This window comes from Nitrospiria bacterium (genome assembly GCA_035517655.1).
Lineage (GTDB): Bacteria > Nitrospirota > Nitrospiria > JACQBZ01 > JACQBZ01 > JACQBZ01.
Genome location: DATIYJ010000024.1, coordinates 23907 through 43438, shown reverse-complemented (window position 1 = coordinate 43438; position 19532 = coordinate 23907). Strand labels below are relative to the sequence as shown.

General features: G+C 55.9%; 17 protein-coding genes. 10 read left to right on the top strand and 7 right to left on the bottom strand.

Annotated features, from left to right (window positions below):
* Positions 1 to 11: 11 nt before the first annotated feature.
* The 7 genes from hslV to VLY20_05155 all read right to left on the bottom strand — a co-directional run bounded on the left by hslV (position 12) and on the right by VLY20_05155 (position 7335).
* Positions 12 to 554: an ATP-dependent protease subunit HslV gene (gene hslV, locus VLY20_05185; GenBank protein HUK56034.1), complete on the bottom strand. Its 543-nt coding sequence runs from the start codon at positions 552 to 554 to the stop codon at positions 12 to 14.
* A 14-nt stretch (positions 555 to 568) separates the two neighbouring features.
* A complete protein-coding gene (xerC, locus tag VLY20_05180; protein HUK56033.1) occupies positions 569 to 1516 on the bottom strand; it encodes a tyrosine recombinase XerC in 948 nt (315 codons plus the stop codon).
* A complete protein-coding gene (trmFO, locus tag VLY20_05175) occupies positions 1489 to 2808 on the bottom strand; it encodes a methylenetetrahydrofolate--tRNA-(uracil(54)-C(5))-methyltransferase (FADH(2)-oxidizing) TrmFO (protein ID HUK56032.1) in 1320 nt (439 codons plus the stop codon). Before trmFO ends, xerC begins: the two co-directional genes overlap by 28 nt.
* Positions 2809 to 2902: 94 nt before the next feature.
* Complete coding sequence (topA, locus tag VLY20_05170) at positions 2903 to 5401, bottom strand: type I DNA topoisomerase (GenBank protein HUK56031.1); 2499 nt, start codon at positions 5399 to 5401, stop codon at positions 2903 to 2905.
* Between the two features lie 3 nt (positions 5402 to 5404).
* Positions 5405 to 6541 (bottom strand): DNA-processing protein DprA, encoded by a 1137-nt coding sequence (gene dprA, locus VLY20_05165; protein ID HUK56030.1) that lies wholly within the window; start codon positions 6539 to 6541, stop codon positions 5405 to 5407.
* Between the two features lie 220 nt (positions 6542 to 6761).
* Positions 6762 to 7037: a DUF507 family protein gene (locus tag VLY20_05160; protein ID HUK56029.1), complete on the bottom strand. Its 276-nt coding sequence runs from the start codon at positions 7035 to 7037 to the stop codon at positions 6762 to 6764.
* A 16-nt stretch (positions 7038 to 7053) separates the two neighbouring features.
* Positions 7054 to 7335, bottom strand: a complete 282-nt coding sequence (locus VLY20_05155) for a DUF507 family protein (GenBank protein HUK56028.1) — start codon at positions 7333 to 7335, stop codon at positions 7054 to 7056.
* Positions 7336 to 7511: 176 nt separating this feature from the next.
* Here VLY20_05155 and VLY20_05150 point away from each other — a divergent pair, with 176 nt between their 5' ends.
* The 10 genes from VLY20_05150 (at position 7512) to hrcA (ending at position 19523) form a co-directional block, all read left to right on the top strand.
* The gene (locus VLY20_05150) at positions 7512 to 7820 is read left to right on the top strand and encodes a cytochrome c (protein ID HUK56027.1); all 309 of its coding nucleotides are present in this window, start codon (positions 7512 to 7514) and stop codon (positions 7818 to 7820) included.
* A 32-nt stretch (positions 7821 to 7852) separates the two neighbouring features.
* Positions 7853 to 9595, top strand: coding sequence for an adenosylcobalamin-dependent ribonucleoside-diphosphate reductase (locus tag VLY20_05145; GenBank protein ID HUK56026.1), 1743 nt, complete (start codon positions 7853 to 7855; stop codon positions 9593 to 9595).
* A 73-nt stretch (positions 9596 to 9668) separates the two neighbouring features.
* Positions 9669 to 10472, top strand: coding sequence for an AmmeMemoRadiSam system protein B (amrB, locus tag VLY20_05140; GenBank protein ID HUK56025.1), 804 nt, complete (start codon positions 9669 to 9671; stop codon positions 10470 to 10472).
* A 16-nt stretch (positions 10473 to 10488) separates the two neighbouring features.
* A complete protein-coding gene (locus VLY20_05135) occupies positions 10489 to 11700 on the top strand; it encodes a sensor domain-containing diguanylate cyclase (protein HUK56024.1) in 1212 nt (403 codons plus the stop codon).
* A 64-nt stretch (positions 11701 to 11764) separates the two neighbouring features.
* Positions 11765 to 12874, top strand: a complete 1110-nt coding sequence (locus VLY20_05130) for a response regulator (protein ID HUK56023.1) — start codon at positions 11765 to 11767, stop codon at positions 12872 to 12874.
* Between the two features lie 252 nt (positions 12875 to 13126).
* Entirely contained in the window at positions 13127 to 15946 is a 2820-nt protein-coding gene (locus VLY20_05125) for a valine--tRNA ligase (GenBank protein ID HUK56022.1), read from the top strand.
* Positions 15921 to 16778 carry a carboxylating nicotinate-nucleotide diphosphorylase gene (nadC, locus tag VLY20_05120; GenBank protein ID HUK56021.1) on the top strand — a complete coding sequence of 286 codons (858 nt, stop codon included), beginning with the start codon at positions 15921 to 15923 and terminating at the stop codon, positions 16776 to 16778. The genes VLY20_05125 and nadC overlap by 26 nt, the downstream gene beginning before the upstream one ends.
* Positions 16779 to 16862: 84 nt before the next feature.
* Positions 16863 to 17648 carry a biotin--[acetyl-CoA-carboxylase] ligase gene (locus VLY20_05115; protein ID HUK56020.1) on the top strand — a complete coding sequence of 262 codons (786 nt, stop codon included), beginning with the start codon at positions 16863 to 16865 and terminating at the stop codon, positions 17646 to 17648.
* Positions 17632 to 18438, top strand: a complete 807-nt coding sequence (locus tag VLY20_05110; GenBank protein ID HUK56019.1) for a type III pantothenate kinase — start codon at positions 17632 to 17634, stop codon at positions 18436 to 18438. Before VLY20_05115 ends, VLY20_05110 begins: the two co-directional genes overlap by 17 nt.
* A gap of 50 nt (positions 18439 to 18488) precedes the next feature.
* Positions 18489 to 19523, top strand: a complete 1035-nt coding sequence (gene hrcA / locus VLY20_05105; protein ID HUK56018.1) for a heat-inducible transcriptional repressor HrcA — start codon at positions 18489 to 18491, stop codon at positions 19521 to 19523.
* Positions 19524 to 19532 lie beyond the last annotated feature (9 nt).

The window sequence follows — 19532 nt, the reverse complement described above, 5'->3', positions numbered from 1 at the left end:
ATCCGGTCATTTCAATCCTTCAACTCCTCCACAACGATTTCCTGATTGGTGTAGATGTCAATCCCGCCGGCGATTTTCATTGCGCGCTCGACGATCTCCTTGGCCGTCAACTCCGGCCGGTCGATCATGGCCCGTGTCGCCGCCAGGGCATACGGTCCTCCGGATCCGATGGCCAAGATTCCGTCTTCCGGTTCGATCACGTCGCCCGTTCCCGATATCAACAAAGAATGGTCGGCGTCGGCCACGATCATGAGGGCCTCCAGTCGTCTCAAGACCCGGTCCGTTCGCCAGTCCTTGGCCAGCTCCACCGCCGAACGTGTGAGATTGCCCCGGTACTCGGCCAGCTTGGACTCGAATTTTTCGAACAGCGTCAGGGCATCGGCCGTCGCCCCGGCGAATCCGGAAAGGATCTGGTCGTTATACATCTTCCGGATCTTCCGGGCGTTGTGCTTCATGACGGTGGTGCCCACCGTCACTTGGCCGTCGGCGGCGATGGCCACCCGGCCTTTGTGACGAAGGCAAAGTATCGTCGTACTTCGAATCCGGGGAAGCATGCGTTCGCCGTCGATTACCCTTTTGCTTTTTTGGCCCGGGGATGCGCCCGGTCGTAGACCTCGATCAGCCTGTCCGTCGTGACATGGGTATACCGTTGCGTAGTGGAAAGCCGTACGTGTCCCAGCAACTCCTGGATCACTCGAAGGTCCGCGCCGCCGTCTAAAAGATGCGTCGCAAAGGTGTGGCGAAGGGCGTGCGGCGTAACCCGCGGACCCTTGGAAAGCCGTGAAGCCGCCCGGGTCACGATTCGGGCCACCGTTCGCGTCGTCAGTCGCTTCCCGAAACGATTCAGAAAAAGAGGACGATGCTCTTCGTGGTATTGACGAAAGGGAACCACCGCCAGGTACGCCTCGATCGCACCGAGCGCCCTGGAACCGATCGGAACAATCCGCTCTTTGCGGCCCTTGCCTTGGACTCGAATCACCCCTTCATTCGGAGAAAGGTCGTTGACGTTCAGCGCAACCAGTTCGCTCAGGCGAATTCCGGTTGAATAGAAGGTTTCCAGCATGGCCCGGTTCCGCGGGCCGCTTTCCTCATCGATGGAGAATGTCTCCATCAGCGTCGCGGCGTCGTCCACCGTAAGAAACGCCGGAAGACGATGTTCCAGCTTCGGCGTTGCCACCAGCCGGGCGGGATTGTTCTTTAACCGACCCTCCCTTTGGAGATACTTGAAAAAGGTGCGGATCACCGCCAGTTTGCGAGCGATGGATGATTTTTGGATACCCGTCTGCCGCAAATGGACTAGGTAAGCCCGTATTTTCAGCGGCTCAACCTCGCTCCATGTTGGTTCTTCCGTCAACTCTTGTAGCTGCTCACCGGGCAAACCTCTTGCGCTTTCGGCAGACGGTACTAAAAACCGCTCGAACTGTTCCAGGTCGGACCAATAGTTTCGTACGGTATGCGCCGAACTCCCTCGCTCGACCTGCAGATATTCTATAAAGGATCGTTTTGCCGACACCATTGCTTCAAATCCTCAACCGCCCGCTGCCCGACCGCTTTCCGCCTCAACTGCTTGTCCCGGATGGTTTCAGTGATATGCGGGAAAAGCCCGAAGTTGATGTTCATCGGCTGGAAATGCCGCGGACTGCTCCGTGTGAGATACGCCAGCAAACTCCCGTGGGCGGTGGTCTGAGGCGGGGAAACCGGATCCAGCCCCTTCATTAATCGCGCCCCGTTGATCCCCGCGATCAAGCCCATCGCGGCCGACTCGACATATCCCTCAACCCCCACCAGCTGCCCCGCCAGCAAGAGGGATGATTTTCTTCGGACCTGCAACGTCTCCTTCAACACAAAGGGTGCGTTGATAAAAGTGTTCCGATGAAGGCTTCCATAGCGAAGAAATTCGGCCTGGGCCAGCCCTGGGATGAGTCGAAATACCCGGCGCTGTTCGGGCCAAGTGAGCTTGGTCTGAAAACCCACCATGTTGTAACAGGAACCGAATACGTCCTCTTGCCGAAGCTGCACCACCGCATACGGCCTTTTCCCCGTGCGCGGATCGATTAGACCCACCGGCTTCATCGGCCCGAATACCAACGTTTCACGACCGCGCTCGGCCATCACCTCGATTGGAACACATCCTTCAAAATAAGGGATCTTCTCGAAGGGTTTGGAGAGCACCTTCTCGGCGGCAAGAACCGCCTGATAGAACCGGTCATATTCCTCCCGGGTCATGGGGCAGTTAATATAATCGGCTCCCCCTTTGTCGTATCGCGAAGCTCGAAACACCTTGTCCGTCTCGATGCTCTCTCCATCGATGATCGGGGCGATCGAATCGTAGAAATAGAGGTGATCGGCGCGGGTGAGATACCGGAGTGATTCGGCGAGTTTATCGGAGGTCAACGGCCCGGTGCTGATCAGGGCCACCCGGTCCGATGGAACGTCGGTGATTTCTTCCCGGACGAGTTGGATGTTCGGATGATTTTCGATTTCTTTGGTGATCCGCCGTGAGAATTCCTCGCGTTCCACCGCCAAAGCCGAGCCGGCCGGGACGGTCGCCCCATCCGCCGTGCGGATGACGAGCGAGTCCAACAACCGCATCTCTTCCTTCAATATTCCGGAAGCGTTTAATGGATCATTGGATCCCAGCGAATTGCTGCAAACCAGTTCGGCCAGACCGTCTGTTTTATGTGCGGGCGTGTGAACGTGAGGCCGCATCTCGTAAAGCTGCACCTTGACGCCGCGCTGGGCCGCCTGCCAGGCTGCCTCCGAACCGGCCAAGCCGCCGCCAATGATCATCAATCCCTGCTGGGCCATGATCACCTCCAAACGCTTCCATTGTAAAAGAATCCAGGATGAAATACAAGGGAACCCGGGAAGTTCCGGTGGAGGTTTATCATTCGATGGAAGATCAGGTTCGCGTTGTGTGACTGACGGCCGGTTCCGTTGAGGGTTTTTCCCCCTGCTCATACCCGCAGTCTTTATTGAGGCAGACGACCTTCAGCCCTGAGCGCTTGTCGAACTTCTCAATCAAGAAAGGCGCCTTACACTCAGGACAGACCGTTGGAATGGGCCGATTCCAGAGGGCATATGTGCATTTTGGATAGTTGCCGCAAGCGAAAAAGGTCCTGCCGCGCCGGGTTCTCTTTTCGACAAGTTCACCTCCGCAACCGGGCTGAGGACATTTGACGCCGGTCCCGATTGCCTTGGTGAAATCGCACTTGGGATAGGTCGAACAGGCCAGGAAACGTCCAAACCGACCCCGTTTAACAACAAGAGGGTTTCCACACTTGGGACAGGACTCTTTGGATTCTTCGATCTTCTCGACCTTGCGGATTCGGCCGTTTTCTTCGACGAACTCGCTCGTGTTTTTGCAATCGGGATATCCAGGGCATGCGAGGAATCGTCCGTGGCGGCCCCATTTGATGACCATGTGTCGGCCGCATTTCTCGCATACGATCTCGGTCGGGATCTCCTCGCGTTTCACATCGCGCATCTGTTTTTGGGCGGTCATCAGATGTTTCGTGAAGGGTTCGTAGAACTGTCGCACCGTTTCGACCCAGGGTTTCTGTCCGGCTTCGATTTCATCCAGTTCGGTCTCCATTTGGGCCGTGAACTGAACGTTCAAGACTTCCGGAAAGTGCTCGACCAGCAATTCGTTTACCACCCGCCCCAGATCGGTCGGCTTCAGCCGCCCTTCCTCTTTTTCGACATACTTCCGATCCACGATGGTCGACAGAATGGTGTGATACGTGCTGGGCCGACCAATGCCTTTTTCCTCCAGATCCTTGATCAGGAGGGCTTCCGTGTAGCGGGGCGGAGGCTGTGTAAAATGCTGCTTGGGTTCAAGTCCTAACAGCTTGAGTCGCTCCCCGACTTCCAAAGACGGAAGCGTCCGCTCCTCATCGGATTCCGCTTCCTCCGCCTTTGCAAGTTCAGCCGCCGGCTTCTTGTCCGAAGGCTTCTCCTCCTGCGATTCGGTATACAACACGGTGAAACCCGGAAATTTTACCACTTGACCATTGGCTCGAAAGAGTACGTCGCCGTTCGAAATATCCACACGGGTCACTTCAAGCTTAGCCGGGTTCATCTGGCAGGCCACGAATCGATCCCAGATCAACTTGTAGAGTTGGTAATGATCTTTGGTAAGATGGGCCTTGATCGATTCCGGTGTTCGCCGGACGGAGGTCGGTCGAATCGCTTCGTGTGCGTCCTGTGCGTCTTTTTTCGTCTTGTAGATGTTCGGACCCGATGGCAGATATTCCGACCCGTACCCCTCTTGGATGAAACCGCGAGCTTCCTCAAGGGCCTCCTGAGCCACGCGCGTGGAGTCGGTTCTCATGTAGGTAATCAGCCCCACCGGACCCTCCTGCCCGATCTCGATTCCCTCGTAGAGCTGCTGAGCCAGCATCATCGTCCGCTTGGGTGAAAAGCGGAGTTTGCGGGCGGCATCCTGCTGAAGCCGGCTGGTGATAAATGGCGGATGCGGATGGCGCAGCTTATCTTTTTTCTCGATCTGTTTGACGACAAACGGCCGAGTTTTTATTTGCTCAGCCAAGGAACGCGATTGGTCCCCGGTCGCTAGCTCGGCTTCCTGGCCCCGGATTTGAATCAAGCGGGCCTCAAACGGAGGCGGATTGCGTCCTTCCAATTTGGCTGTAATCGACCAGTACTCTTCCGAAACGAACGCCTCCCGTTCTTTCTCCCGTTCACAAACCAGGCGGACCGCCACTGACTGAACCCGACCGGCCGATAACCCTCGGCGGACTTTTTCCCAGAGCAACGGACTGATCTTATACCCAACGATCCGGTCCAGGATCCGCCGGGCCTGCTGGGCATCGACCTTGTTCCGATCCACTTTCCCCGGATGTTCCAACGCGCGCGTGATCGCCTGCTCTGTGATTTCGTTGAACAACACCCGATAGATTTTGTTCGACTTGCCGTTGAGCTCCTCGGCAATGTGCCAGGCGATTGCCTCCCCTTCACGGTCAGGGTCCGGTGCCAGATAAACCCGTTCGGCTTTTTTTGCCGCCTGTTTGATCTCATCCAAGATTGCCTTTTTGCCTTTGATGACGACGTAGTGGGGCCGGAAGCCTTTTTCAACATCAACTCCGAATTTACTCTTGGGAAGATCCTTCACATGGCCGACGGATGCAATCACCGAAAAACCCTTACCCAGATATTTGGTAATGGTCTTGGCTTTTGAGGGGGATTCGACGACGATCAAGGATTGCACCTTGGAGGACGATGGGCGTGGTTTTTCCGACGAGCGTGCCGCTTCTGGCCGGTCGGCACGAATCCCCACGGGGGCATTGAGCACCGTATCCTTGGGAGCGCCCCGCTTCTTCGGCACGGCCCCTTTTTCTATGGCCGGATGTAATTTGGATTTCTTCCGTGCATTCTTGGGCATGCTCTATTCCACTCGTATAAACAAGTTACCTGCAAGTTGACGGATGGCTCCCTTTAATTCCAACTGAAGCAACACGCCGGCCGTCTTTGCGGGAGACAACCGCAATGCAGCGGTTAATTCGTCAATATGTCGCGGTTCGGCCGAGAGGCATTCATATACAGACCGCTCGTCCGGTAAAAGCGCCGGCTGTCGCGGATCACCCGCCTGATCGCTCGCTGAAGCGGCGGCGCCCGGGATCTCGAGTTGTGGCCGAAGTTCATCGAGGATGTCCTCGACGTTGTCGACCAGCTTGGCGCCTTGTTTGATCAAGGCATGCGTACCGACGCTCGTCTTCGTCCCGATAGGACCCGGAACGGCAAACACTTCCCGCCCCTGTTCCAAGGCCAGCCGGGCCGTTATCAGCGATCCGCTATGCTCGGCCGCTTCCACCACCACGACCCCCAAACTCAGACCACTGATCACGCGGTTGCGCTTGGGAAAATTCACGGGGTCGGGCGGCGTCCCCAGCGGAAACTCAGATATAACCGCGCCGTGTCGGCCGATCGATTCCCGCAGTTCATTATGCTCTTGGGGATAAAGTATATCCAGCCCGCATCCGAGCACAGCGATCGTACGGCCGGGGGCCTCAAGGGCCGCCCGATGCGCCCACGCGTCGATTCCACGGGCCATTCCACTCACAATGGTGAATCCTTTCGCGGTTAACTCCCGACTCAATTTTTCCGTGACGGCGCGGCCGTATCCGCTGGCCCGGCGCGCACCGACGATCGCGATGGCGCGATGGTCTTCCGATCGCAACTCTCCCCGAAGATAAAGGTAGGACGGCGGATCCGGAATCATCCTCAGCAAATCAGGGTATCGCAAATCGGTCAGTCCGACCAGCTCGTATTCCAACTCGTCGATGCGATCCAGCTCCCGTGAAATGGCCGTGTCATCCGCACGATAAGTCCGAACCGATTGAACTACTTTGGACCCGATACCCTCGATGGTTGCCCACTCGGAAGGATCGGATCGTAGCGCGGCAACGGGGGATCCGAACCGTTCGATCACGCGTTTGCACAGAACGTCTCCGATTCCCGGGACGGCTCTCAAGGCCAGCCATGCATATCGTTCATCGCGATCCGGCATCGTTCGCGTTCCCACGGCTTGACTTCCGTCGTTATCAATTATACACGATTGTTTCCGTAAGGGTTGGTAACACTATACGATCGGCCGGGTCGCTGTCAAGCCCCTCCCTTTTTCCGGCGGCGGAGCGGCCGAAGGGTTGAGCCCCATCCCGATCGACACCCTGTGGAGTGGATTCAAGCGGATGTTTTCTGTAATTCTAAGAAGGGTTTCGGAGAACAATCAAAATAAGCGGGAGTCATCGTCTCCGCCTCTGGCGCTCTTCCGCGAAGAATTTTTGATAGAGGACCTCCCATTCCGGGCTGCCTTCTGAAATAGGCCGCGAATAGGAGGCCAGCTTCGCACGAACGGTCTGATCGATCTCTTCTTCCACCCGAAATTCGCGGATGAGGACCTGTTTGATTTCGCGCAGGACCTTCTCTTCTTCCATCAGATAACTGGCCCTATGGCCCTGAGCCAAGTTTTTCAGGATCAGATGAGAAAGGTGACTAATCTTGTCATCGCTGAGCGCCACGTTCTTCTCGCTGTTTTTACAGAATAATCTCGCGTTCTTTGGCCAATTGCTTCTTGATCATCAGAAACATCTTGCGCTCATCCACTTGGCCCTTCTCGATCTGGGTTCGGTAAGTCTCGAGGATTTGGCGGACTTCGGCATCCAACCGGTCTTCAACCATCAACTCGCCCGTGATAACTTGTTCCAGCGACGAGACCATCTCGGCCCTCGGCACCTCCAGCCGGATCGCTTTTTGTTCGGTCAATTGGTCGACAAGGATTTGGGCCAATGCGGTGATTCGTTCCCTTTTGAGTCGCATGGGAACCGCACTTTATCAAAATCGCACTGGACTGTCAACGTGACCGGCCTCGTGGCTTGACAGGTCCAAGGGACCCAGACTATACTCAATCCGTGCGCCCATATTCCTTAGGGAAGTTCTTTTACTTCGCAACATGGAATTCCCGGTACGGGCCTCACGGCCTCCTCCTGGGGTTGGTGTTCGCTTTCCTGTTTCTGATCCAGACCGGCCGAGCGGAATCCCGCGGGGATGTCAAACTCGGCAAGACGATCTACATTAAAAATTGCGTCTCCTGCCACGGCCAGAAGGGCGACGGTCTCAGTTCCCGTCCCCGTTTTCCCAATTTCGCCGATGCCAAGACCATGGCAGGTAAAACCGATCAGGAGTTTTTTGACAAGATCTCAAACGGGGGAAAAGGAAGCGGTATGCCGGCTTGGAAAAATGTTCTTTCAGAGCAGGACCGTTGGAACGTCTTGGCATACATCCGAACTCTCTCCAACCCTTAGGCGCGCCCGTTGTTCCGCTCCGGTTGAACGCCATGAAACACAACGGTTCGGTTTCTATCTCGCCCAACGCCCTCGCGGTTCTTAGAGGACGCTACTTACGACGAGACTCGTCGGGCCGTGTCTGCGAAACCCCGGCCCAAATGTTCCGCCGTGTCGCGGAAAACCTCGCCGAGGCAGAGAAAATCTACGACCCCAAAGCCGACATTCAAAAAACGGCCGACGCTTTTTACCGATTGATGGCCGATCTGGAATTTTTGCCCAACTCTCCGACCCTGATGAACGCCGGCCGGGAGTTGCAGCAACTCTCGGCCTGTTTCGTCCTGCCGATCGAAGACTCCCTTCGATCGATCTTTGACGCCGTGAAGCATACCGCGCTGATTCATCAAAGCGGTGGCGGGACCGGCTTCTCGTTCAGCCGTCTCCGCCCCAAAGATGACCCGGTCCTGTCCACCAGCGGGATCGCCAGCGGTCCGGTCTCGTTCATGAAAGTGTTCAATACGGCTACGGAAGTCATCAAGCAAGGAGGGACGCGTCGGGGGGCCAACATGGGCATCCTTCGGGTCGACCATCCCGACATTCTCGAATTCATCGCCGTAAAGGAAAACCCCCGGGAGCTGACCAATTTTAACCTTTCGGTCGGTGTCACCGATCGCTTCATGGCGGCTGCTTTGAAGCGAACGTCTTACGATCTGATTCATCCCAACACCCGGCGGCGGGTCCGGCGTCTTTCGGCCGCACGTGTCTTCGATCAAATCGTCCGTGCCGCGTGGGCGACCGGCGAACCCGGCATCCTGTTCTTAGACCGGATCAATCTGGATAATCCGACTCCCGCCCTGGGTCCGATCGAGGCCACAAATCCCTGCGGCGAACAGCCGTTATTGCCATTCGAATCCTGCAATCTCGGCTCTATCAACTTGATGAAAATGGTCCGGCAGGGTTCTTCCGGCCCTGAACTCGATAAAGGCAAACTCGGTCGAACCGTCAAGCTGGCGGTTCGGCTTTTGGACAATGTGATTGATCAGAATCGTTATCCTCTGTCCGAAATTAAGACAATGACCCAGCAGGGCAACCGAAAGATCGGACTGGGGGTCATGGGTCTTGCGGACATCCTCATTCTTCTGGGCATTCCCTACGACTCCGAAGAGGCCATCGGTTTTGCAGAGCACCTCATGGCCTTCATCCATAAAGAAGCCCGCCAAGCCTCGGTCCTCTTGGCCGATGAGCGGGGAGTTTTTCCAAATTTCTCGCGAAGCATCTTTGCCCCTCATGGGCCGCGGCTCCGTAACGCCACCACGATCACGATCGCGCCCACGGGGACGCTGGCCCTGATCGCCGGATGCTCCAGCGGGATCGAACCCCTATACGGCATCGCCACGGCACGCATCGCGATGAAGAACTTGAAACTGGTGGAGGTTCATCCCCTCTTTATCCAGGCGGCCCGAGCGGCCGGGGTTTTCAACAAAGCGTTCCAGGCCCGCCTCTCCCGGCAAAGCTCAATTCAAGGCGACAAGAACATTCCTAAAGACATCCGAAGGCTTTTTGTCACGGCTCATGACATTTCCGCCGAATACCACATTCGGATGCAGGCCGCGTTTCAAAAATACACCGATAATGCCGTCTCTAAAACAGTGAACTTACCCGCACGGGCCACGCCGAATCAAGTCCGCCAGGCATTTCTCTTGGCCTACCGGTTGGACTGCAAAGGGGTGACCATCTACCGGAGCGGAAGCCGGGACCAACAGGTCTTGACCTGCGCAAACGTTCAGTACTGTTGATCTGCCAGACTCAATTTGCATTGGGCTGTTTTTTTCTTGTGTCCTCAGACGTCTCAACCTTCGGGAGGGTCCCATGGTCCGTAGCCCCGCCGTCGCCGGACAGTTCTATCCAGCGGCTCCTGAACAGCTTCGAAACCACGTCATGCAATGCCTTGAGAAAGACGCCATCCGGGAATCCGCCCGGGCGGTGGTCTGCCCCCATGCCGGTTTGGTTTACTCCGGTCCTGTTGCTGGAGCCGTCTATTCCCGCGTTCAACTACCCGACACGGTTCTGCTGGTCGGGCCCAATCACACCGGTTTCGGCCCTCCGCTCTCAATCTATGCAGAGGGTCGCTGGAACATGCCGAATGGCGCGGTCTCGATCGATCACCGTTTGGCCGCGGATGTTCTGACCCGGTGCCATCAGGCTGAATCGGATACGGAAGCGCACCGGTTCGAACATTGCCTTGAGGTGCAACTTCCCTTTCTTCAATACCTTCACCCCACGGTCGCAATCGTGCCGGTACTCATGATGAGCACAGAGCTGGCCGTTTGCAGGGACCTGGGCGAGGCGATGGCGACGGCCGTAACGGAAGCCCACAGACCGGTCTTGATTATCGCCAGCACGGACATGAGTCATTATGAACCCGATGCCGTGGCCCGAAGGAAGGACCACTGGGCGAATAATGAGATCCTGTCCCTAAATCCAATCGGCCTTCACCGCGTGGTCAGAGAAAAACAGATCTCGATGTGCGGTTTCGCCCCAACGGTCGCCATGCTTTTTGCCGTTCTTCGTTTGGGGGCCAAGCAGGCCAAACTGGTTAAGTACATGACGTCGGGAGAAGCCAGCGGTGATTATAACCGGGTCGTGGGATACTCCGGATTTTTGATCAACTAACAGCTGAAGGATCGTCATGCTGGATTTCATGTTTCTTCTTTCGAGCATCAGTGTCGTTATAGGTCTACTCGTCCTGGCCGGTCTGGTTGCGCTGAGGCGCCTGACCAACATGACCAGAAGCATGGGAAGCGACCTGAGTCATCTTCGGTCTCAGATAGACCTCAAAGAGTTGACTCTGAACCAACAACGCCAATCGCTCCTTCATATCAAACAAGAGACGGCCAACCTTTCAAGGATCCTCCTCCTTCTCCCCGACCTGGCCAAGCAGTTATCCTCGGCCCATACAACCCAGGAACTGGAAGAGACGATCGTCTTTCTGACGCAGAAACTCCTGGAGGCGAGAGAGGTGTCTCTTTTCGCGCTCGAGCAGGATGTGTTGGTGCTGAAGGCCCAGTTGGGCTTTTCATCCGAAACGGCCGATAGGATCAGGCGGTTGAACATCGGCGAAGGCCGCATCGGCTGGACGGCCAAGAAGCGGGTGATCATGACGGCCGATGATTTTGAAAAGGAAAGCAACCTGGTGAAAACCTCTTTCCTTCAAGACCCTTCTAAAAACGTTCAAACCGATCTCTGTGCCCCGTTGGTTCACTGGGACCGGTTCTATGGAGTGATTAATGTCGGGGGGATGGGCACCACCCCCGAGAACAGCCGACGGTTGATCAACTTGATCTGTCATCTGGGCGTGGTCGCCCTGGAAAATATCCTCTTGGTCCACGAGATTCAGCAACAGGCCGATCTGGACAGCCTGACCAAGCTTTATAACGTCACCTACTTTTATAAGTACCTCGACCGCGAGCTCCAGAAGGCTCAGCGTTACGATCGACCGTTAACCGTGGCGCTCTTCGATTTGGATCAATTTGAAACGTACAACCAACTCTTCGGCCGGCTGGAAGGGGATCAGGTTCTTCGGGTGGTGTCGAACATTATCAGGGACGGCCTCCGGACAGTGGATATTCCATGTCGCTATGGTGGGGAAGAAATGGCCGTGGTCCTTCCGGAAACCGATCCGGAAAAAGGGCGATTCGTAGCCGAGCGGATTCGGCAATCCGTGGAAGCTCATTCCTTTTCGTTAAAGCGCGTCACGATCAGCGGGGGGCTCGCCGTCTTCCCCGCGGATGGAAAGGATTCGAAAGACCTCATCAAAAAAGCCGAGGCGGCGCTGGACGCGGCTAAAAAGTCGGGCCGGAACCGGGTTGTCAGCTATTCGTCGATCTCCGAAGCGCCTTGACAGTCTTTTTTTATTGTGCTACCGTCAAAATATTCCACTAACAAGACCCGAAAGGCATCTGCGCATGGCGAAAAAGCTGCTTGTCGTCGATAGCAATCTTGCCATCCAGAAATTGGTCGAATACAACCTCTCCCGTGAAAAATTCGAGGTGACTTGCCTCAACGACGGCCTGTCCGCATTGGATCTGCTTGCCCAAATTGATCCGGATTTAATCTTGGCCGACTTCCATCTTGAAGGGATCAGTTTTGTTCGTTTTTGTGAAAAGGTCAAACAGAAGCAGACTTCCAAAGAACGGGCGATTCTTGTCTTGGTCAGCGGAACGGACAGTTACGACCCCAACACGCTCGTTTCCCTCGGAGTCGTCGATTTCGTCAAGAAGCCGCTTGAGCCGAAAGACCTGATCGAAAAACTCAAGGAGCTTTCCCAAGATGCCGCAACCCTTATCGATCGAGCACCCAAACCGGTTGTTCCGGCCGCCCTCGACTCGCCCCCCCCCCTTCCTCCATCCCAAACACCCGTTGCCGCCTCTCCTCCGCCATCGAAAGACCAAGCGGAAATCATGAAGATCGAGGAACTGCTGGGGTGGTCGCTGCCCGGAGAGAAACCACCCGGGGAAGTATCTCAAAAGGCCGAAAAGGGTATCCCTGAAATTGATAATGAGACGACCATGATCCAGAGCCGGACCGACGTTACGGCTCTGCCTTCGGCCCCGCCGGAACCGACGAAAGAATCGTCGGAAGTCCCCGCGGTAAGCCCACCACCCGCCTTGGAGGACTCGGAACAAACCGTGATCGGCCTGCGAACGCCGCCGATTTCCCCGCCGTCAACAACGCCGGAAGCGCCCGCCGATGCGGCCACGCCGGCTTCCAAGGTCGAACCGCCGGAAGCTCCCTCGCCGCCGGTGACTTTGGCCACCCTGGAGGAAGCCTTTCCCCAGCTCTACACGAGTCCGGAGACCATCGAAGCTCCGCCGCCCACCCCCACCGTTCAGGAGGCGGGTGCTCAACCCCCGCCGGCCTCCGGCGGCACCGTTTCTCAAGAGATGGTCGAGTCGCTCGTTTCCAAAATGGCCAGGGAAATCATTGAAAAGGTCGCCTGGGACGTGGTCCCGTCCTTAGCCGAGACCATGATTAAAGAGGAACTCGATAAACTCAAGGCGGACAAGCCGGCCTAATTGTCTATTTTTTCCCCTTTCCTTTCGCCGCTTTCATCTGCGCCTGCCGGTTTGCTTTCATTTTCCGTTCTTTTTTCCGATACTTTCTTCTCAATTCACGATCGACTTCGCGCCCTCGTGGCATGGACTGTTCTCCTATCAGGTTGATTGGTTTCGACGGCCTATTAAACCGTTGCGTCTCAAAATTGTCAAGCGGCTCTCCAAACCGGCCGCTTGCCCTGTCCCGATTCTTCATGTTAGAATTTCACTCTTATGGCCGACATCATCCCAAAATCAGACACAACCCGCTTTGACAAACCTTACAGCCCTCGGGAGGTTGAGGACCGGTGGTATCGGTATTGGATCGACCGAGGCTACTTTTCTGCAGACGAGAACGCGTTCACGGAGAAGCGATTCTCGATCGTGATTCCGCCCCCGAACATCACCGGTTCGCTTCACTTGGGCCATGCCTTGAACAACACGTTGCAGGATATCCTGGTCCGCTGGAAGCGGATGCAGGGGTTTAACAGCCTCTGGGTGCCCGGAACGGACCACGCCGGGATCGCCACGCAGAATGTCGTCGAGCGGCAACTTCTGGCCGAGAAAACTTCTCGGGAAAAACTCGGACGTGAAGAATTCATCAAACGGGTCTGGCGGTGGCGGCAACAATCGGGGCGAACGATCATATCACAACTCAAACGGCTCGGTGCCTCCTGTGACTGGAACCGGGAACGGTTCACCTTGGACGAAGGCCTTTCGGCCGCCGTCCGAGAAGTCTTCGTCCGCTTGTACAAAGAAGGCCTGATCTACCGCGGAGAGCGATTGATTAACTGGTGCCCGCGTTGCGAGACAGCGTTATCCGATATCGAGGTCGAACATGAGGAAGTCAAAGGCAAGCTGTACTACATCAAATATCCCCTGGCCGATGGTCCTGACGTTTTCTTGACCGTCGCGACCACCCGTCCCGAGACGATGCTGGGGGATACCGCCGTGGCAGTGCATCCCGAAGATCCCCGATACAACAAGTTGATCGGGAAAAGGGTCCTGCTTTCATTGACAAGCCGCATCATCCCCGTCGTGGGCGATCCGATCTTGGTCGATCGGGAATTTGGAACCGGGGCCGTGAAGATCACGCCGGGGCATGACTTTAACGATGAAAAGGCGGGACAGCGTCACAACCTTCCCCGAATCTCGTTGCTGAACGGACGGGGGGAAATGAATCCGGCGGCCCTGGAAGAGGACGCCAGGGCTGAAAAAACATTATTGAATGAGATCGCCGGATTGAAGGTACCCCAGGCCCGGGAGAAAGTCGTCCGACGTCTTGAGACCGAAGGCCTGCTGATCAAGATCGAAGACCACCGTCATGCGATCGGAAAATGCTATCGGTGCAAAACGGTCGTCGAGCCTCGTCTCTCACCTCAATGGTTTGTCCGAGTGAATGACCCGAAGAACTCCCTTGCGGCGTCTGCGATCGAAGCGGTGAAAAGCAGCCGGATCCGCCTGATTCCGGAAAGCTGGAAGAATAATTACTTCGGCTGGATGGAAAATATTCAGGATTGGTGCATCTCCCGGCAGATCTGGTGGGGCCACCAGATCCCGGCATGGTACTGTAGGGGAACGGATATCGGGCAATGCCAGCCGGAATGCGCGTCGCCGATCGTCGCGGTCGCGACGCCGGAGCGTTGCCCGCGCTGCGGTTCGGCCGATCTCCACCAGGACCCGGACGTTCTGGACACCTGGTTTTCCTCGGCTCTCTGGCCGTTCTCCACGCTCGGGTGGCCCCAAAAGACCAAAGAACTTGAAATTTTTTATCCCACCTCGGCCTTGGTGACGAGTTTCGACATCCTCTTCTTCTGGGTCGCCCGCATGATCATGATGGGGCTGCATTTCATGAAGGACGTTCCCTTCCGGGATGTTTACATCCATGCCCTGGTCCGCGACGCCGAGGGACAGAAAATGAGCAAGTCCAAGGGGAACGTTATCGACCCGCTCGCGATTATGGAGAAATACGGCACCGACGCACTGCGCTTCACCCTCGCCGCGATGGCCTCCCCCGGACGGGACATCAAGCTTTCCGAGGAGCGGATCGAGGGCTACCGGAACTTCGCCAACAAGATCTGGAACGCGGCGAGGTTTATTTTAATGAACTGTCCGAGCGGCCCGAAGGCCTATCTTGATAGACCACTCACCGACCCAACAACGCTTTCGCTCGCGGATCGTTGGATTTTAAGCCGACTCCAACGAGTGATCATCTCCGTTAACAGCCAGCTTGAAAATTACCGTTTCGATGAAGCTTCGAAGGACCTTTATCAGTTCCTCTGGCACGAGTTCTGCGACTGGTATCTGGAACTGATTAAACCGACACTGTATGGTAAGGACTCTGACGCGGCGGATCGGACCCGGACCGTCGCGACCCGGGTTTTTGAAACGGTGCTCAGGCTCCTCCATCCGTTCATGCCCTTTATTACCGAAGAGCTCTGGCAGACGTTCACACAGACTGACAGCAGTATCGTGATCGCGTCGTTTCCGATCGCGAGCGTCTCCTTCATTAATGAACCCGTCGAACAGGAATGCGAGAGCTTTCAAAAGGTCATCGAGGGGATCCGAGAAATGCGCGGCCTACATGGCATCCCATTCTCAAAAAAACTCCAAGCGACGATCCGCGTGTCCAACCAAGACATCGAGCGTTACTTGCAAAATAATTATTCGACGATCACTGCGCTTGGAGGCCTCCGCTACCTTAAGATCGGACAGCACGTCGAGCAACCCGTGCACGCTCTCATGGCTCCGATAATCTTCCCGGGCGGCCAAGGAGGCGACGTTTTCATTCCCTTGATGCCGGACACGATAGACATCGCAAAGGAAATCACGAAAAAGCAAAAACGCCTCGACGATCTCGCCGCTCAGTTGATCGTGGAGGAAAAAAAGCTTTCGAACCCTAATCTTGCGGCGAAGGCGCCTCCGGAGGTTCTAGAAAAAATGAAATCGCGCCAAGAAGAGCTCCGGCTTGAGCATGAGAAATTGGCCGCCGCGCTCAAACATTTACATGAAATGGCCAGGGAAAAAGGTGAGTCCGAATCTGCCCTTCTCTGAAACTCTTATCCGAGCCCTTGTCTCGCGTGCTCTCGCCGAAGACCTCGGCTCCCGCGATCTGACCACCCGTTTGCTATTTCCAAAAGCGATCAAGGCCGAGGCCGTGATTCAAGTCAAGCAGGAGGCGGTCCTGGCGGGCCTGCCTGTAGCCAAGGCGGTTTTCAACAAAGTGGCTCCGAGACTCAAGTTCAAACCGCTTGCCCAGGACGGGGATCGAGTCAAGCCCGGGACGGAGATTGCCCACATCGTGGGCGACGGTCGTTCTCTATTAAGCGCCGAGCGCGTTGCGCTTAATTTTCTGCAGCGTCTTTCGGGCGTTGCCACCCTTACGGCTCAGTTTGTCGAGGCCGTCCGTGGCACAAAGGCGACGATTCTGGATACGCGAAAAACCACACCGGGGCTCCGTGAACTGGAAAAGTATGCCGTCCGGATGGGGGGCGGAAGGAACCACCGGATGAATCTAAGCGATGGAATATTGATCAAAGACAACCATCTCGCATTGACTGGGAGCTTAATGAGCGCCGTACAGCGCGCGAAGAAATCCGCTCCGCGGGGGCTCAAGGTCGAAGTCGAGGCCACCCGCTTGGACGAAGTGGAAGAGGCGCTTTCGGCCAATGCCGATATCATTTTACTCGATAACATGTCGATCCCTCAACTCCAAGAGGCCGTCACATTGATTGGCGCACGGGCCTTGACAGAGGCGTCTGGGGGCGTTAATCTGACCACCGTAGGAGAGATCGCCGCAACAGGCGTTGATTTCATTTCGGTCGGCGCCCTGACCCATTCGGCCCCTGCCGTCGACATTCATCTGGACATCACGCCATTATCATGAAAGGGACGGATGACCCCCAAGGTTTCAACTGAACCTTTATCAGGCGACCCACAACCGCAACAACGATTGATCCCCGAAGCGATTTTGCCGGGGCTTCGAACGGACCGCTTCGGCCGCCCGCTCCATGTATACGACAGCATTGAGTCGACAAACACCACCGCTCACCTGCTGGCCCAACAAGACGCGACCGAGGGGACCGTGGTCCTGGCCAATACCCAAACCCGCGGCCGGGGTCGGATGGACCGTCATTGGATCTCACCCCCGGACGTCAACCTCTACTTCTCGATCATCCTCCGACCCGACGGCGACCCCAGGCGCATTGGCCTATGGACACTGGCCGCCGCCGTGGCCGTGGCGCGGGCCATCGAACAAACCACGGACTTGCCGACTCGCCTGAAGTGGCCGAATGATCTTCTGGTTCATGGGAAAAAGATCGGCGGTCTTCTTCTGGAAAGTGTCGTCCAAAAAGAGCGGATCCGATACCTGGTTTTGGGAATTGGAGTTAATGTCAATCTCCTCCGTGATGCGCTTCCTGAGACGCTTCACGACTCTGCCAGCTCGCTGCGACAGGAATCGGGCCGCATGATCGACCGGGTCCAACTGTTCCAGGGGATCCTGGAAATCCTCGAACTTCAATACCGCTCCTTCCTGACCGAACCTTCTCAAACAATTCTGAACGCCTACGCCGCCCGCTCCGAAACCCTGGGACGGTTCGTAACGGTCCTGGAACAACACCACAATTGGACGGGAAAGGCGGAGGGATTGACACCGGAAGGCGCACTGATCTTGAAAAGGACCGATCGGAAGGAAGTCATCGTCCGATCCGACGACGTCGTTCATGTGAGGCCTTCCGATGCTGCTCGCGATTGACATCGGAAATACCAATATCGTCCTGGGTGTTTTTCTGGGAAGCCGACTGAAAGGGAGCTGGCGAATCGCCACCCGACTCGGCAAGACCTCCGATGAGTACGGCATCCTGCTGTTGGATCTTTTTCGCGCGAACGGGCTCCGAGCCGATCAAATCGACGGAGTGATTCTATCCAGCGTGGTTCCCCCCTTGACCCCGATCTTCACCGAGATGAGCCTGCGCTACGTTCATTCCGCCCCCTTGATCGTGGATGGAACCATGAACACCGGCTTGATCAATCGATACGAGTCCCCGAGGGACGTGGGTGCGGACCGGATCGTCAACGCCGTCGCGGCGTACCGGCGTTACGGAGGACCCGTTATTATCGTTGACTTTGGAACCGCCACCACCTTTTGCGCCGTGAGCAAGAAGGGAGAATATCTGGGCGGAGCGATCACGCCCGGGATTACGATCTCGGCCGAAGCTCTCTTTCGGGGAGCGTCGAAACTTCCCAAAGTGGAGTTGGCCAAACCCAAATCGGTCATCGGCCAAGATACCGTCAGCAGCATACAGTCCGGATTATTATACGGTTATGCAGGACTTGTAGATGCAATGGTCAAAAGGATGAAAAAGGAGTTGGCACCGACGGCCAAAGTTATCGCGACAGGCGGCCAGGCCCGGCTGATCCTGTCCGAGACAAAGACGATCAACGAGGTTCGGCCCTTTTTAACGCTGGAAGGTCTTCAACTCTTGTATGAAAGAAACAAGAAGAGGGCCCGAAGAGACTCTATTGACAACACATCCAAAACTTGATAAGCTATTAGCACTCTAAAAGGCTGAGTGCTAAATTCGGTGCGGTTGTTATGGAACTAAACGAAAGAAATCGCAAAATTTTAAATGCCGTTATTTTGTCTTATATTGAAAAGGCCTCACCGGTTGGATCGCAGACCGTGACCAGGAATTTTTCTTTCGGTTTGAGCCCGGCCACGATTCGAAATATCATGGCCGAGTTGGAAGAGATGGGTTATTTGCTGCAGCCGCATACCTCGGCCGGACGGATTCCCACATCCAAAGGGTATCGTCTGTACGTGGATGAACTGATGGAAGAAGATTGGCCATCCATCTTCGATGAAGATTTTCTGGAAGAAACCTATCTCGGCATGAAGCGGGAAGACCCTCATGCGCTTCTCCAAGAGACGACACGGATGCTTTCCCTTCTTTCTCACTACGCCGGAATCGTCCTGGCCCCGAAGGTATCCAAGGCACGGCTGGATCGACTGGAGTTTATTTTGGTGCGCAAGGGTCACGCCCTGATTGTCCAAGTATCCAAAGACGGGCTGGTTCAACACCGGATGATCGATGTGGGTCCGGAATTGACTCAGAAAGACCTGACACGGATCAGCGCTTTTCTCAACGAAAAGTTCAGCGGCTTAAACCTGGACGAAATCCGCCGCCGGCTTCTTAAGGAAATGGAGGCCGAGAAAGAACTGTACAACCACCTGCTCCAGAAAGCCTCCGAGCTCGGTCAAAAGGCCCTGGCCGACCAACCGGACGAAGAACTCTACGTGGTGGGAACTTCAAACATTCTGAACCTGCCAGAGTTTACCGAGAACATGGAAAAGATGAAGGGCTTGTTCAAGACCTTTGAAGAAAAAGCCGTTATAATGAAACTCCTAAACAACTGCTTGGAAACCCAAGGAGTTCAGATCTTCATCGGTTCCGAAAGCAGTGTACCCGGAATCGAGGACTTCAGCTTGGTCGTTTCCAGTTATCGAAGCGGCGATGATATCGGGGGGACTCTAGGCGTGATCGGGCCCACACGGATGGAATACGCACGGGTTATTCCATTGGTCGATCATACCGCCAAATTGCTCGGTCGTCTCCTGGACCAAGACTGAGTTTTCGCA